General features: G+C 36.8%; 14 protein-coding genes. 4 read left to right on the forward strand and 10 right to left on the reverse strand.

Features of this window, described 5'->3' with window-relative positions; translation table 11 throughout:
• The 4 genes from MRZ19_RS05890 to glmS all read right to left on the reverse strand — a co-directional run.
• Positions 1–445, reverse strand: a 445-nt coding sequence (locus MRZ19_RS05890; RefSeq protein WP_291031345.1) for a hypothetical protein, incomplete at its 3' end; no start/stop codon positions are given.
• A gap of 7 nt (positions 446–452) precedes the next feature.
• Positions 453–1367: a Dam family site-specific DNA-(adenine-N6)-methyltransferase gene (locus tag MRZ19_RS05895; RefSeq protein WP_291031347.1), complete on the reverse strand. Its 915-nt coding sequence runs from the start codon at positions 1365–1367 to the stop codon at positions 453–455.
• Complete coding sequence (locus MRZ19_RS05900; protein WP_291031349.1) at positions 1349–2398, reverse strand: DNA adenine methylase; 1050 nt, start codon at positions 2396–2398, stop codon at positions 1349–1351. Before MRZ19_RS05900 ends, MRZ19_RS05895 begins: the two co-directional genes overlap by 19 nt.
• Before the next feature lie 60 nt (positions 2399–2458).
• Entirely contained in the window at positions 2459–4252 is a 1794-nt protein-coding gene (gene glmS, locus MRZ19_RS05905; RefSeq protein WP_291031350.1) for a glutamine--fructose-6-phosphate transaminase (isomerizing), read from the reverse strand.
• A 111-nt stretch (positions 4253–4363) separates the two neighbouring features.
• Here glmS and galE point away from each other — a divergent pair, with 111 nt between their 5' ends.
• Both galE and MRZ19_RS05915 read left to right on the forward strand, forming a co-directional pair.
• Entirely contained in the window at positions 4364–5386 is a 1023-nt protein-coding gene (gene galE, locus MRZ19_RS05910; RefSeq protein ID WP_291031352.1) for a UDP-glucose 4-epimerase GalE, read from the forward strand.
• A gap of 4 nt (positions 5387–5390) precedes the next feature.
• Positions 5391–6503 carry a phospholipase A gene (locus MRZ19_RS05915; RefSeq protein WP_291031354.1) on the forward strand — a complete coding sequence of 371 codons (1113 nt, stop codon included), beginning with the start codon at positions 5391–5393 and terminating at the stop codon, positions 6501–6503.
• Here the strand turns inward: MRZ19_RS05915 and MRZ19_RS05920 are convergent.
• The 6 genes from MRZ19_RS05920 to grpE form a co-directional block, all read right to left on the reverse strand.
• Entirely contained in the window at positions 6489–7538 is a 1050-nt protein-coding gene (locus MRZ19_RS05920; protein ID WP_291031356.1) for a 2-oxoglutarate and iron-dependent oxygenase domain-containing protein, read from the reverse strand. The two genes, MRZ19_RS05915 and MRZ19_RS05920, sit on opposite strands and share 15 nt — an antisense overlap.
• A gap of 148 nt (positions 7539–7686) precedes the next feature.
• Complete coding sequence (locus MRZ19_RS05925) at positions 7687–7998, reverse strand: DUF779 domain-containing protein (RefSeq protein WP_291031358.1); 312 nt, start codon at positions 7996–7998, stop codon at positions 7687–7689.
• Positions 7999–8113: 115 nt separating this feature from the next.
• Complete coding sequence (adhP, locus tag MRZ19_RS05930) at positions 8114–9163, reverse strand: alcohol dehydrogenase AdhP (RefSeq protein WP_291031360.1); 1050 nt, start codon at positions 9161–9163, stop codon at positions 8114–8116.
• A 30-nt stretch (positions 9164–9193) separates the two neighbouring features.
• Entirely contained in the window at positions 9194–10702 is a 1509-nt protein-coding gene (locus MRZ19_RS05935) for an aldehyde dehydrogenase family protein (protein ID WP_291031362.1), read from the reverse strand.
• A gap of 277 nt (positions 10703–10979) precedes the next feature.
• The gene (gene dnaK / locus MRZ19_RS05940) at positions 10980–12857 is read right to left on the reverse strand and encodes a molecular chaperone DnaK (RefSeq protein WP_291031364.1); all 1878 of its coding nucleotides are present in this window, start codon (positions 12855–12857) and stop codon (positions 10980–10982) included.
• Between the two features lie 22 nt (positions 12858–12879).
• A complete protein-coding gene (gene grpE, locus MRZ19_RS05945; protein WP_291031366.1) occupies positions 12880–13464 on the reverse strand; it encodes a nucleotide exchange factor GrpE in 585 nt (194 codons plus the stop codon).
• A 259-nt stretch (positions 13465–13723) separates the two neighbouring features.
• Here grpE and MRZ19_RS05950 point away from each other — a divergent pair, with 259 nt between their 5' ends.
• Positions 13724–14590, forward strand: coding sequence for a M23 family metallopeptidase (locus MRZ19_RS05950; RefSeq protein WP_291031368.1), 867 nt, complete (start codon positions 13724–13726; stop codon positions 14588–14590).
• 9 nt (positions 14591–14599) lie between these two features.
• On the forward strand, positions 14600–15217 hold the full coding sequence (locus tag MRZ19_RS05955; protein WP_291031370.1) for a class II aldolase and adducin N-terminal domain-containing protein: 618 nt from the start codon (positions 14600–14602) through the stop codon (positions 15215–15217).
• The last annotated feature ends 149 nt before the right edge of the window (positions 15218–15366 follow it).

Consider the following 15366-nt stretch of genomic DNA (forward strand, 5'->3'; position numbering starts at 1 on the left):
TAAAAACTTCTAAATATTTTTGCAATAAAAAAGGACTTTTTGAAAAATTAAGTGTAACTTTGAGAAAAAATAAAGAAATTAAATCAATTTGCAAAAATTCATTATCTATTTTATAACTTTGATTTTTAATAAGGCTTAATAATTCATAGCCTTGCGTTGTGATAATCTTATCTTTGCGTTTGATGAGATTATAATCTTCTAGTGGGGCGGATTTTACTCTCGCATCCTTTGTGCCAAGATGCGTGGTTTTATTTTTAGATTCTAAAAGGTTATGCTGCTCTAAAAGTTCTAAATATTGTAGTTGCAAATTAGAATCATTAGCCCAAAGTTCAGCTTCGTCTGCATTATGAAAAAGCTCTTCAAATAAAAGTAATTGGCTTTCAAAATTATAAAGCAGATTTTTAACCCTTAAACTTGTATTGCCAAAATAATCACAAGTCATCATTATCCCCTTAGTAATTTGTAACTAGCACTTCGTTAGATTCTGCTTTTTTTGTTTGATAATTGCAGTTTTTATAGTGAAAATTTAAATAATGCACTTTAAATTTTTGGTGTTTTTCTAGCCATTCTTTTAAGATGTGATGTTCTCTATCTTTATGAAAAATAGCATTTGACAAAGCAAAGCGGATATTTTTAGAATCTAAAATTCTTAAAAATTCCAATAAATCTAGCTCATCTTGCAAACTCCAAGCCTTGTTTTCATTATAAGGAGCGGTGGCTAAAAAGTAAGGTGGATCAATATACACAAAACTTTTAGAATCTAGCATTTCTAAAGGAAAGTCTCTAAAATCTTTATTAAAAATTTTAATATTTTCATCTTGTAGCTTAGCGATAAAACGCCTTAGTTTATCTTGCATATTGTGATTAAAATCTCTTTTTCCACAAGGTAGATTAAATTCTCTTTTAGCATTAAATCTAATTTGATTATTAAAGGCAAAAATGATTAAGACAAATAGGTAAAAGGGATTTTTTGTTTTGTTATAGCGGTTTCTTAGGGCTAAAAAATGCTCTTTATTATAGCTTGATAAACCTTTAGCACTATCACATTGATAGAATCCATAGCCATATTTTGCGGTATTTGAGAGTTTAAATTCATCAATAATATTGTAAATTGTATTAAAAATTATTTGTGGGTTTTTTTGCTGTAAATTTTGATAAAGTTTTGTTAATTCACTCAAAGAATCATTAAGGATAATTTCTCTAGCACTCATATTTATGCCCACATTTGCCCCACCACAAAATAAATCTAAAGCAATGTTTATATCTTTAGGAAAAAGCAGGAATAGTTGCGTCAAAAGCCTATATTTACCGCCGACATAGTTAAGCGGACTAGCGATAAATCGCTTCTTTAGCGTTGTGTAAGACATATAAAAATTCTCTCTTTGTGATTAACTAACTTACCCTTTCCACTCGTAAAGGGCTTAAAATCATATTCAAATAATTGCGTTTTACCTCTAGATTCTAAAATATCCATAATCTCCCTATCACTTAGCCTTGCGTTACTTCTAGCATTTGCACCATAAGTATTATTATAAGTAACCACCAAAACTTTGCATATCTTTGCTAAAGATTCTATCAAGTCTTTAAAAGCTTCTCTAGCCTCTACCTTGCAATATTTGCTTAGATTTGTAGGCTTTGGTTTTAGGGCTACGCCATATAACTCTGGCTTTTTATTTAATGCTAGATTTTCAAGCAAATGATAGAATCTACTATATTGCCTAGAATTATAAGGTGGATCTATAAAGGCTATGTCAATTTGCCTTTTTTGCTTTGCTAGATTTGCTGCTAACACATTAGAATCTTCCTTATAAATCTCAATGCTTTTTTCAAGCTTTAAAGGGCTTATTAGCTCATAACTAAATCTATCTTGTAAGATAACATTTTTGCGGTAAGCATCATAATGCCCCACCGTGTTTGCCACCCTATCCACACTATAAAGCAAAGAGCTTAAAAGGATAAAAAACTCTTTTTCATTGATAGCTTTTTGGTCTAAAAGATAATCTAGTCTATCACGCACATAGCCTATTATTTTGCTATCATTTTTACTGAAAAACTTATCGCCAAAATGCTTTGAATAGTAATTTTCTTTTATATCTTTAGGCTTTAGCTTTGCAAATTCTTTTTTAAAAGATTCTAGCTTTTTAGAGTCAAAGGAATCTTGTGTAAAAAAGCCTTGATAAATGATGAAATTTGAGTGTAAAAAGTCATTGATGATAATACTATTAAACTCTTTCTTTTTAGCAAAATACTCACTCACAACCCCTGTGCCACCAAACACATCAAAAAAGCTAATATTGTCTTTTTCTCTATAATCAAAGCTTTTTAAAATGCTTGTATCAATAGAATCTAAAAGCTTTGTTTTAGCTCCTGTATAGCGGCGAGATGAGAGAGAAAACATTGTAGCTTAATCTCCTATGTGATATTTAAGTATGAGTGAGTCTTTCAATAATTTGCCTTATCATTCCACCGTTACGCTTTTTGCCAAGTTTCTTGGCATATCCACATCATTGCCTAAATGCAGGGCAACTTCAAGGGCAAAGATTTGCAAAACTACCATCATTGCAAAAAACTCTATCATATAATGGGAATAATGTGGAATCTTAATCCAATCATCACAGCCTTCGTAATATTCTGCACTTAATGCACAAATCATTGCATCGCGCGCGCTTAATTCTTCTACATTGCTTTTAATCTTATCATAGAGTAGATTTTGTGGCATCAGCGCAACGCAAAATAGTCCTAAATCTGCTAGCGCAATAGGTCCGTGCTTCATCTCTCCGCCAGGGTAGCCTTCTGCGTGTAAATAGCTAATTTCTTTGAGCTTTAATGCTCCCTCTAGTGCTAAAGGATAGAAAATATCGCGCCCAATAAAGAAAAATCCGTGTCCGTGCAAGTAGCGGCGTGATAAGCGTTTAATGCGTTCGTGGAGTTTTTTATCCACTTGTGTAGCCTTGCTTGCTTGAAACATTGTGTTTGCTTCACTTTTAATGGAATCTTTATTTAAGATTCCGCGTTTTTGCGCTAAAAAGTTTGCTAAAATCCAAAGTAGCATTACTTGCGTGGCAAAGGCTTTTGTGCTTGCGACACCTTTTTCAATCCCAGCGCGTGTAAGCAAGGAATAATCACTCTCTCTAACAATAGAGCTATTATCAACATTACAGATTCCAAGTGTGGTGATTCCTTTTTGTTTTGCAAGTTTTAAGGCTTCAAGTGTATCGGCGGTTTCTCCACTTTGAGAAATCACAATAAAAAGTTCGTTGTTGTGTAAAATTGGTTCTTTGTAGCGGAATTCACTTGCAATTTCTACCTTTGTTTTTAATTTTGCAATGCGCTCTAACAAGTAGCTTCCAGCAAGGCTTGCGTGGTAGCTTGTCCCACAAGCACAAAGTGTAATGGAATTAAAGGAATCTAAATTTAGCGATTCTAACTCGCAAAGAGTAAATCCTTCTTCACTAACTCTTCCCATCATTGTTTCTAGTAAAACTTTGTGTTGTTCATAAATTTCTTTTTCCATAAAGAAAGTGAAGCCTTCTTTTTGCGCAGAGAGTTTATCGCCTTTTAGGGGCTTAATGTTGCTTAGTTGATTAAAACTCTCTAAGTCCATTTTACCAATTGCATTATCTTCTAGGTAGCACACTTCGCTTGCAAGTCCAATTAATGGTGCATCAGAGGATGCAAAAAAGATTCCTTTTGCATCTGCGCTTTTGCCAATGATTAAAGGAGAGCCGTTTTTTGCATAGTAAATTGTATTGGGGGATTTTTGTGTGATAAGTAGAATCGCATACGCACCTTTTAAGTCTGCTATGGTCTTTTTAAATGCGCTAAAGGAATCATTTGTCTGTGCCATATAGGATTCAAAAAGATGCACAATGACTTCAGTGTCTGTTTGGGAATAAAACACACAGCCTTGCTTTTGTAAGGATTCCTTAATGCTTTGGTAATTTTCAATGATTCCATTATGCACAACATTGCTATAATGCCCAATATGTGGATGTGCGTTAATCTCTGTGGGTTTCCCGTGCGTAGCCCAGCGCGTGTGTCCAATGCCTAAACCAAAGCCACTAGATTCAAATCCTTCGCATTTATGCTCTAAATTCTTAAGCTTTCCTACGGCTTTAAAAGTGTGTAGCTCCCCATTTTCTAAAACAGAAATCCCTGCAGAATCATAGCCGCGATATTCTAGCTCTTTTAAGCCGTTTAACAAAAGGGATTTTTTCTCGTTATTACCGATGTAGCCTACGATTCCGCACATTCTTTTCTCCTAACAAATTCATCGTGGGATTGTTGCATAAAATGTGTAAAAGAATGGTAAATGTGCTAAATTATGTTAAAATTTGCGCATAAAGCGTGGAAGGATTTAGAGATGCAAACCTTTTTGTTTACAGGGGCGGGTGGGTATATTGGCGCACACACGGCGTATTATTTTTTAAAAAATAGCGATTGTAAGATTGTGATTTTTGATAATTTATCCACTGGTTTTTTAGAAAACATAGAGTTTTTACAGCACACATTTAAGGGGCGTGTGGAGTTTATACAAGGAGATTTAAGCGATGCTAAAGCTTTAAGAGAAGCATTTTTGGATTCCAATATTTGTGCGATTTTGCATTTTGCAGCGAGCTTGATTGTGCAAGAATCTGTGCAAAAACCGCTAATGTATTTTAAAAACAATGTTGCAAATACGATAAATTTGCTAGAAGTGGCGCAAGAATTTCAGGTTAATCGCTTTTTATTGAGTTCAACTGCGGCGGTTTATGGAGAGCCTAAGAGCAAAGAAAACATTGTAGAATCCACGCTAAAAGCCCCCATTAATCCTTATGGGGAGTCTAAATTGATGATTGAAAAGATGTTGCGCGCATTAGAAGCGGCAAATCCTAGTTTTAAAAGCGTGATTTTGCGCTATTTTAATGTAGCAGGCGCGTTAATGGATAAAGAAGGAGTATTGGGGCAAAGGGCAAAAAATGCAACGCATTTGATTAAGGTTGCGTGTGAGTGTGCCTGTGGTAAGCGTCCTAAAATGCAGATTTTTGGGGAGGATTATCCAACAAGTGATGGCACTTGCATTAGGGATTATATCCACATTGATGATTTAGCAAGTGCACATTTTTGGGCTTTAAAAGCGTTGATGGATACAGAAAAAAGCGAAACTTATAATGTAGGCTATGGCAAGGGCTTTAGCGTAAAGGAAGTGATTGATTGTGTAAAAAAGATAAGTGGCAAGGATTTTATCGTAGAATCCGCACCAAGAAGGGAGGGCGATCCTAGTGTGCTTGTAAGCGATAACCAAAGGATTCTAACGCACACAAGTTGGAATCCAAAATACAATGATTTAGAAGTGATTTGTAAAAGCGCGTATTTATGGGAACAGATATTAAAAAAGGGTAATTAAATCAATGTGGTTTAGAATTTTAGGTATGTTATGCCTGCCTTTGTTTGTGTATTGTGATGTGCTTAAAGAAAGGCTTTATGAGAAGTTAGATTTTAACGATGATGAGCGTGCTAAGGTTTTAATTTTAGATGAGCAAATGGAGATTTTACGGGTTATTAGTGTGCAAAAAGGGCAAAAGGAGTTGAGGTTAGATTTACAGGATTCTGATGCGCTTTTTATAACTTTTATAGAAAATCCAAAAACTGCGCCTTTAGCAAAGGATTCCAAGTATTTAAAGGAGTTTGTAGAAGTGGAATCTAAGCAGATGCAAAAAGAATCTGCCACAACATTGCAGGAAGGGGTAGAAAATGCGAGCTTTGAGGGGGATATTAGCCGTTATGAAGCACATTTTGAGCGGAATCGTTTTTTTGGCGATTTTTTAGGATTTGAACCTTATAAGTTTAATTATTTTTTGCCTGCAAGCTTGAGTTTAAACAAAGAGCAAGGGCAGGCAAAGCGCACAGAGGCGAAGTTTCAAATTAGTATTAAGAAATTGCTTATTAATAATTTATTCTTCAAAGATTTAGATTTTTATTTTGCTTACACGCAACAGAGTCTTTGGCAAATCTATGACCATAAAAATTCACGCCCTTTTAGGGAGAGCAATTACGAACCAGCCTTGTTTTTTAGTTATCCTTTGGAAGGATACAATGCGTTTTTTGACCGTGTGAATTTTGGTTATGTGCATCAAAGCAATGGAGGGGATTTGCTAAAATCAAGGAGTTGGGAGCGTTTGTTTGTAGAAGGAGTGTATGGGTATGAAAATTTTGCTTTGGGGCTTAAAGCTTGGTACCGTATAAAAGAAAATGCTAAAAAAGATGATAATCCAGACATTTTAGATTATATGGGATATGGAGAGTTGAATTTAGGCTATGCAATAGATAAGCATCTTTTGACGCTTGTTTTGCGTAACAACTTAAGATTAAATAATAGAGGGGCATTTATGCTGGATTATTCCTATCCTATTTATAAGAATCTTTATTTATATGTGCAGTATTTTAACGGATATGGGGAGAGCTTAACAGATTATAACCGCGCAATTGAGCGCTTAGGTGTTGGAATCTTATTTGCAAGATGATTTAATGGGATTTGCTGGGTTTTGTGGGTTGTAGATGTCGCTATAAAATTTCTTTGCCACTTCTTTATGGGAGCGGAGTCTATGTTTTAGATAATTCCAGCCAATTTCTGGGATAAGTGGATTTGTGGGGTCATTTTCAATACCGCGCATTTCTTTTTGTAGATGTTTTGGGAGTTTAAAGATTGGAATCTTTTTATCTAATTGCGCCCCTAGAAACATTGGAATTGAGATTCTATCTTGCCCTTTTATAGGCGATTTTACACGGTGCATTGTTGCTTTTAAGTAGCCATTTGTGGCAAGTTCTAGGAATTCCCCAATATTAATCACAAAGGCTTTGTCTTTATGTGTGACATCAATCCATTCTCCAGAATCTAGTTGCACTTGCAGTCCTCCCACTTCATCAATCATTAAAAGCGTCAAAAATCCATCGTCTTTATGCGCACCAACTCCTTGTGTTGCTTGGCTATATGCCTCTCCCTTTTCTGCGATTCCGGGGTAGTGGATAAGCTTAATGTGTTGATAAATGTCTTCTTTAAAGAGTTCATCAAAGACATCATCTCTGCTATAAAGAGCTAAAGAAAAAGCCTTTAGAAGTGTTAAGCCCATTTGTGTTGTTTGTTTCTGCCATTCATAAAAGGTTGCTTGGAGTTCTTTTTGGGAAGGCAACCATTGGTTTGGTCCGTGTAAGCGCATATATGCGGGTAAATTTAAATCTCTAGCCTTGCTTTCAAAACCTAAATCAAGCTCTTCTCGCAAGTCTTTTGAGCCTAGCGTGTATTCTCCGCCAACTTGTGTGTATCCCCTAAAATGTGGTGAATTATCAATGCTAATTTTTAATTTTTCTTCTAAGGGAAGTGTAAAAAAATCCCTACTTAATGCAAAAAGCTTTTGACAAAGATTCCAATTTACATTATGCCCTACCAAGTAGAAAAAACCTATCGTGTGTGCTGCATAGCGTAAATCTTCAAAAAATTGTTCTCTTTGTTGGGAGCTGCCCTTTAAAAGTGATAAATCAATCACAGGAACACTAGACATAAAAATCCTTTTTTGAAAATGGAATGATTATAGCATATTCTTTTATGGTGTGATGTTCTTTATGTAAGACATTGTTTTTACAATTTTTTATCTCGCAAACTTTTTAAAGATGTCTTAAGCAATGTTATAGAAGATCTTAAGGTTTGTATCATAAAAATTTAAAACACATTCCAAGTTCATATTCTAAAGAATATTCATTAGCAATGCCTTTTTCTGCCGTAAGATGAAATGTTTTATCTTTATATAAGTCTGCTTGGTTTTGATGGGTCCATAGCTCTATTCCATTTGTGCTACTAGCTAGACAGATATCATTGCTGCCTAGTGTAAAATCTTTTTTAGCATAGCACAAAGGAATAGAACCATCGCAGCATCCAAAGCTTTGGTAGAAAAGAATTTGTCCGTATAGTGATTTTAATGTATCTATTAAATCTTGCGCTTTGTCATCAATTATGAGTTCCATTGCCATCCTTATTATGTGCCTTTTGGTAAGATGCATTTATGTATTTGCATTGGCACGCACAGCCATTAATGCTTGAAATAGCACTAATTGGCTGATGCTTGTCATTTGCAATTTATTATGCTCCCATATCAAGAACCATACGCCCTTCAATCTGTCCTTTTCGCATTTTATCAAAGACTTCATTGACTTCTTCAAGCTTCACAGCTGCACTGACATGAGCCTTGACGCGCCCTGTTTGTGCAAACTCAATTGCTTCTTGCAAATCAAGTCTTGTCCCAACAATTGATCCACGCACGGTTACGCCATTAAGAATCATTCCAAAAATTTCAAGTGGAAATTCTCCTGGTGGCAAGCCATTCATTGCGACAGTTCCGCCTCTTCTAGCGATTTTAACTGCTTGTTCAAATGCTTTAGGTGAAACCGCTGTAACTAAAACGCCGTGTGTCCCACCTTTAGTTTCTTTTCTAATTTTTTCAACAACATCTTCTGTCTTTGCATTTGCTACAACTTCAGCACCATAGCGTTTTGCAAGTGCAAGCTTGTCATCAGCAACATCAACTGCGGCAATTCTTAATCCCATAGCCTTTGCATACTGCACCGCTAAGTGTCCAAGCCCACCAATACCAGAGATAGTTACCCATTCACCAGGCTTTGCTTCTGTCATTTTGAGCCCTTTATAAACAGTTACTCCTGCACAAAGTATGGGGGCTAAATCAATGAGTTCTTTATGACTAAGATTAGGATTGCAAACGCCTACATAATTAGCATCTGCAACTGCATATTCTGCAAAACCACCATTTACAGAGTATCCACCATTTTTTTGGCTCTCACAAAGTGTTTCCCAACCACCAAAGCAATGCTCACAATGTCCGCACGCGCTATAAAGCCAAGGGATTCCAACAATATCACCAATTTTTAGGTGTGTAACACCATTGCCTAGCTCAACAATCTTTCCAATCCCTTCATGACCCGGGATAAGATTCGCTTTAGGCTTGATGGGCCAATCTCCATCTACTGCGTGTAAGTCTGTGTGGCAAACACCGCACGCTTCAATTTTGACAAGAACTTCCCCTGCTTTTGGGCGTGGGACTTCAACTTCTTCTATAACCAAAGGTTTTCCAAATTCTTGAGAAACCGCTGCTTTCATTGTGTTTGGGATGCTCATAATATATCCTTTCAAAATAAGTGTAATGGATTAAAAAAATCCAAGTTTGTTGATAGAGTAGCTCACTAACACATTTTTTGTTTGCTGATAATGCTCTAGCATCATCTTATGTGTCTCTCTACCGATTCCAGACTGCTTATATCCACCAAAGGCTGCGTGTGCGGGGTATGCGTGGTAGCAATTTGTCCATACTCTCCCTGCTTGTATGCCTCTGCCAAAGCGATATGCTCTGTTAATATCCCTTGTCCAAACCGCACTGCCTAAGCCATAAATCGTGTCATTAGCAATTTCTAAGGCTTCGCGATCATCTTTAAAGCTTGTTACCGCAAGCACAGGACCAAAAATCTCTTCTTGGAAGATTTTCATCTTGTTGTGTCCTTTAAAGATTGTAGGCTTAATGTAGCAGCCATTTGCTAGCTCGCCTCCTAGGTTATTCCGTTCACCTCCGATAAGACACTGCGCACCTTCTTGCTTCCCTGCTTCAATATAGCTAAGGATTGTTTTGACTTGATTTTCATCAACTTGCGCACCCATCATCGTATCAGCGTGCAAAGGATTGCCTATTTTTATGGCTTCCACGCGTTTTAAGACCTTTTCCATAAATTTGTCATAAATCTTTTCGTGGATTAAGGCTCTACTTGGGCAAGTGCAAACTTCTCCTTGATTAAAGGCAAATAGCACCAAGCCTTCAACCGCTTTATCCAAATATTCATCTTCATACTCAAACACATCTTCAAAGAAAATATTTGGCGATTTACCACCAAGCTCCAATGTGCAAGGGATAATGTTTTCTGTGGCAAACTGCATAATCTGTCGCCCAACACCTGTGGAGCCTGTAAATGCAACTTTTGCGATGCGTGGATTAGTGGCTAAGGCTTTTCCAATCTTACCGCCGCTTCCATTGACGATATTTACAACCCCTTCAGGTAGTAAGTCTGCAATCACATCAAAAAGCACTAAAATGCTCGCTGGTGTAGGGCTTGCTGGCTTTAGCACGACACAATTTCCTGCTGCTAAGGCTGGAGCTAGCTTCCACGCTGCCATCAAAATAGGGAAATTCCAAGGGATAATCTGCCCTACAACACCCAAAGGCTCGTGAAAATGGTAAGCAACTGTGTCATTATCAATCTCACAAATGCTTCCCTCTTGCGCTCTAATACACCCTGCAAAATAGCGGAAGTGATCCACTGCTAAGGGAATATCGGCGTTTAGCGTTTCTCTAATAGCCTTGCCATTATCCCAAGTCTCTGCATAGGCGATTTTCTCTAAATTTGCCTCAATCCTATCAGCGATTTTTAGCAAAATATTAGATCGCTCCGCCGGACTTGTCTCACCCCATTTTTGCCTAGCTTTATGCGCCGCATCTAACGCTAGCTCAATGTCTTCTTCGCTAGATAATGGCACTTTACAAAGTGTATTCCCATTTATGGGGCTTTTGTTATCGCTATATGCACCCTTTACAGGAGCAACCCATTTGCCGCCGATAAAGTTTTCATACTGCGATTTAAACACATTGCTTATGGTCTCATATTTACTCATTTTTCTACCTCGCTTTCACGATAGTTATAAGTCCAATTAAGGACTTGATAAATTCTATATCAAAAAATATTGTTTTAGCAATAAAACAAATTGAGGGTTTATGAAAAATTATTTAGGGATTACAAAAAGTTACATTAATGTAGAAAAGTTTATTGTGCCTATTCTGTGAAAGAGCCTATATATAGGGGCTTGAGCACTTTTTATTGTAGCATTTATGTTTGGAGAAGAATTATGGAGCAAAGCCTCTTTTAGAATCCTAAAGGATTCTAAAAAGCTGCTATTCCACTTCTGCGTCAATGACATCATCGTCTTTTTTGTTATTGGCTTGTGTGTTTGGGTTTTGTTTGTCCTCTTTCTTATACATTGCTTCAGCAAGCTTATGGCTTGCTTCTGTGAGCTCTTTTACCTTTGCGTCAATTTCTTCTTTGCTTGCGTTTTCATTTTTCAAAGTTTCTTGCAACGCATTGATTGCATTTTGGATTTTTTCAGATTCACTTGCATCAATTTTATCTTTCATTTCATTTAAGCTTTTTTGGGTTTGATTCACTAGGCTCTCTGCTTGGTTGCGCATTTCTATGACTTCTTTTTTCTTTTTATCTTCTTCCTTATTTAGCTCCGCATCTTTAACCATTTTTTCAATTTCAGAATCAGAAAGCCCGCTAGAGCCTGTGATTTTAATCTCTTGGGCTTTGCCTGTTGCTTTGTCTTTTGCGCTAACAGTTAGGATTCCATTTGCGTCAATATCAAAGGTTACTTCAATTTGTGGCACGCCCCTTGGAGCTGCTGGGATTCCGCTTAATTCAAAGTTTCCTAGCACTTTATTATCCCTTGCTAGCTCTCTTTCACCTTGTAAAACTTGGATGGTAACTGCAGGTTGATTATCTTCAGCTGTGGAGAAAACTTGATTTTTCTTTGTTGGAATCGTAGTTCCACGCTCAATAATCCTAGTCATCACGCCGCCTAGCGTTTCAATCCCTAGTGAGAGTGGTGTAACATCAAGCAAAAGCACATCTTTGACATCACCCTTTAACACGCCCCCTTGGATTGCTGCACCAACGGCTACAACTTCATCAGGATTTACGGATTTATTCAGCTCTTTGCCGATAAATTCCTTAACGCGCTCTTGCACCTTTGGGATTCTTGTAGAGCCACCTACCATCACAACTTCATTGATTTCATCTTTGTTTAAATCTGCATCTTTAATCACGCTTCCAATTTTATCAATGGTTTGGTTGATGTATTGCTCAATCAAACCTTCAAACTTCGCTCTTGTGAGCTTTTTAACCAAGTGCTGTGGTCCTGCTTGTGTCATTGTGATAAAGGGCAAGTTGATTTCAGTTTCTTGCGCGCTACTTAGCTCTTTTTTCGCATTTTCTGCTGCTTCTTTTAGTCTTTGGAGTGCCATCACATCGTTTTTAAGATTTATGCCTTGTTCGCTTTCAAACTCACTAACTAACCAATCAATAATCGCATTATCAAAATCATCTCCCCCTAAAAACGCATCACCGCCTGTTGCCTTAACTTCTACAACATTATCGCCAGTTTCTAGTACAGTAATATCAAATGTTCCACCCCCTAAATCATAAACTACGATATTTTCAGATTGTTTTTTATCCAATCCATACGCAAGGGCGGCAGAAGTTGGTTCGTTAATGATTCTAAGCACATTAAGTCCTGCGATTGTGCCTGCTTCTTTTGTTGCTTTTCTTTGCGCATCGTTAAAATATGCTGGCACTGTGATAACTGCTTCTGTAACTTCTTCGCCTAGATAGCTTTCTGCATCAGCTTTTAGCTTCATTAAGATTTTTGCTGAAATTTCTTGTGGAGTATAAATTTTCCCTGCAATTTCAATCGCACACGCCCCGTTTCTATCTACTACTTTATAAGGCAGTCTTTTTTTGGCTTCTTGGGCTTTGTCTTCATTAAACATTAGTCCCATAATTCTTTTAATGGAATAAATCGTTTTTTCTGGGTTTGTGATAGCCTGTCTTTTAGCCGGATCGCCTACTAGAATTTCGCCCTTATCTGTAAAAGCTACGATAGAAGGTGTGGTGTTTTTGCCTTCTTTATTGGCAATGATTTTTGCTTCATTACCTTCAAATACCGCCATTGCTGAGTTTGTTGTTCCTAAGTCAATTCCTAATACTTTTCCCATTGTGTGTCCTTTTAAAATTTAATTATTTTGCAATGCTAACCATTGAGGGTCGCAAAACTCTTTCTTTATATTGATAGCCTTTTTGCATCACTGCAACAATATCCCCTGCATTATGCTTTTCACTTTCAACTTGCATAATGGCATCGTGAAAATTTGGGTCAAATGCACCATCAGTTGAGATTGGTTCAATCCCGTGTTTTGCAAGAGATTTTAGTAGATTTTCTAGCGTTAATGCGATTCCTTCTTCAATCTTGCTAAAGATTGTGCCTTGTGTAGCATTATCAGTTTTAGAATCTTGAATGCTCTTTAGCGCAATCTCTAGCGTGTCAATGCTAGGCAATAAATCCTTTGCAATTTTTTCATAAGCGTATTCTAAGGCTTGGTCTTTATCGCGCTCTAAACGCTTCTTTGTGTTTTCAAAATCCGCATAAGCACGCACATATTGTTCTTTTAATTCCGCAATTTGTGCTTGCAAGGCTTCAGTTGTGGAATCTTCTGCTGTGTTGTTGCAATCTTGTGCAGTTTGTTTAGGGTTTTTGGTGTCTTGCAAATTTTCTTGTGCATTGTCTTGTTGTTGCGATTGTTCATTGTGTTGATTGTCTTGCAATGCTGCTCCTTTTTTAGTGAATTGACAACTTAAAAGTAAATTTTAGCAATTATTCTTTCAAATTTCAAGCAAAATTATATAACTTTAGTCTTATATTGTCAAGTTTAATTAATAAAATAAGCTAAACTTTCTTAAAAATTAAGATTCAATTTTGAAAAATACAGGGTTTTTTTGTGGTGTTTGCTGTGATTTTTTGTTTTGTAAGTAAAACTGCGTTATGCTACAAAACTTTAAAATTTAAGTTTAAGGAGTGCTTAAAATGCTTGGAAGACATTTAGTTGGAATCGGAATCGCACTTGTGATTGTGTGTTCGCCAACTTTTGCGCAAATAAAAAGTGTAGAAACACTTAAAAGCGCAAAACAAGTGATAGAAAAGAGTGCAGAATTTATTGTTGAAAATGGAAAAACTATAATTTTAAGCACAACAATGCAGAATCCCAAACCCATTGTGATTGACAAAAAAACTTATCCTTGGATTCCACATCCTAGCAATTTAGAGCGAAAAATCGCAATTTTAGCGATTCCTTATCATTCAAAGCCTAGTGTTGTGGCATTAGAAAATGGTGTGGAAGTTCAGATTGTGCAGGGAGATTATAAAAAAGAGAGCATTCAAGTAAGCAACGATAAAGCAAAGCCAAGCCCTAAAAACCAAGAGCGCATTCATAAAGAGCGACAGGAGGCAAATGCAATTTATAGCAATTACAGCCAAAAACGCCTTTGGGATTCTGCCTTTATGCTTCCAATGCAAAGTAAAATTACAAGCTCATATGGCAATGCGCGTGTGTTTAATGGGGAGATTAAGAGCTATCATAGTGGCACAGATTTTAGAGCGGCTGTTGGGACAGAGATTTTTGCTAGCAATCGTGGGAGGGTTGTGATTGCAAAGGAGCGTTTTTTAGCTGGGGGTTCTGTGGTGTTAGACCACGGGGAAGGTGTGTTTAGTATGTATTACCATTGCAGTGCAATTAAGGTTAAAGTTGGTGATATTGTTGAAAAAGGGGCTTTGATTGCGCTTAGTGGAGCAACAGGGCGTGTGAGTGGTCCGCATTTGCATTTTGGGATTTTAGTGCGTGGCGTGCAGGTAGATCCGCTAGATTTTATCGCGCAAGTTAATAGGTTATTTTAGGGGGGAAGTATGGATTATAGTATTGATGGAGAGATTTTGAAGAATCTAAAAACCATTTCGCTATCAATGTTTCGTAAAAATTTCTTTGGAATCTTTCACGGCTCTCTTTCAACAAAGCTTGAAGAGGGGCATTTTCTCATCAACAAAAAAGATGCGATTTTTGATGATTTAAATCAGGATTCTTTAATTGTGCTTTATCATAAGCAGGATTATCGTTGGAAAGAGGCAAGCATTGATGCTTTTATCCATTCACTCATTTACCAAAATATTCCTAATGCAAAATATATTGCCTATGGTATGCCCCCCTTTACTGCTTCTTATACGCTAACGCATAGAAAAATCATACCTAAAGACTATTTTGGCTATAAAATGCTTGGCACTTTAGATGTGTATGATCCAAAGGATTTTTATAATTGGTATGAAAGGGCGGATATTGAGATAAATCGTTATTTTAAAGAGAGTGATAAAAAGATTATGGTGATTCGTGGATATGGCGTTTATGTGTATCATAGGGATTTGCAGGTGCTATCTAAAATGCTGGCACTTTTAGAAAATTCTTGTAAGATTTTGCATCTTAGCTCGCTTTTAGAAGCAAGCAAGCAAGATCAAGATTTATTTGATATTTAAGTGATGCCCCCTACACACTAATCTCTAAACTTGTTTTTATTGCAGAATCCGTATAACCTGATGCATTAGAATACTTTGCATCTACACTTTTAGTAATATCTTGCACAATGCTAATAATATCATCTTCAAAGCTAGGATTATTCTCTAGG

Origin of the sequence: Helicobacter sp. (assembly GCF_022770205.1) — a bacterium.
Taxonomy (GTDB): domain Bacteria; phylum Campylobacterota; class Campylobacteria; order Campylobacterales; family Helicobacteraceae; genus Helicobacter_D.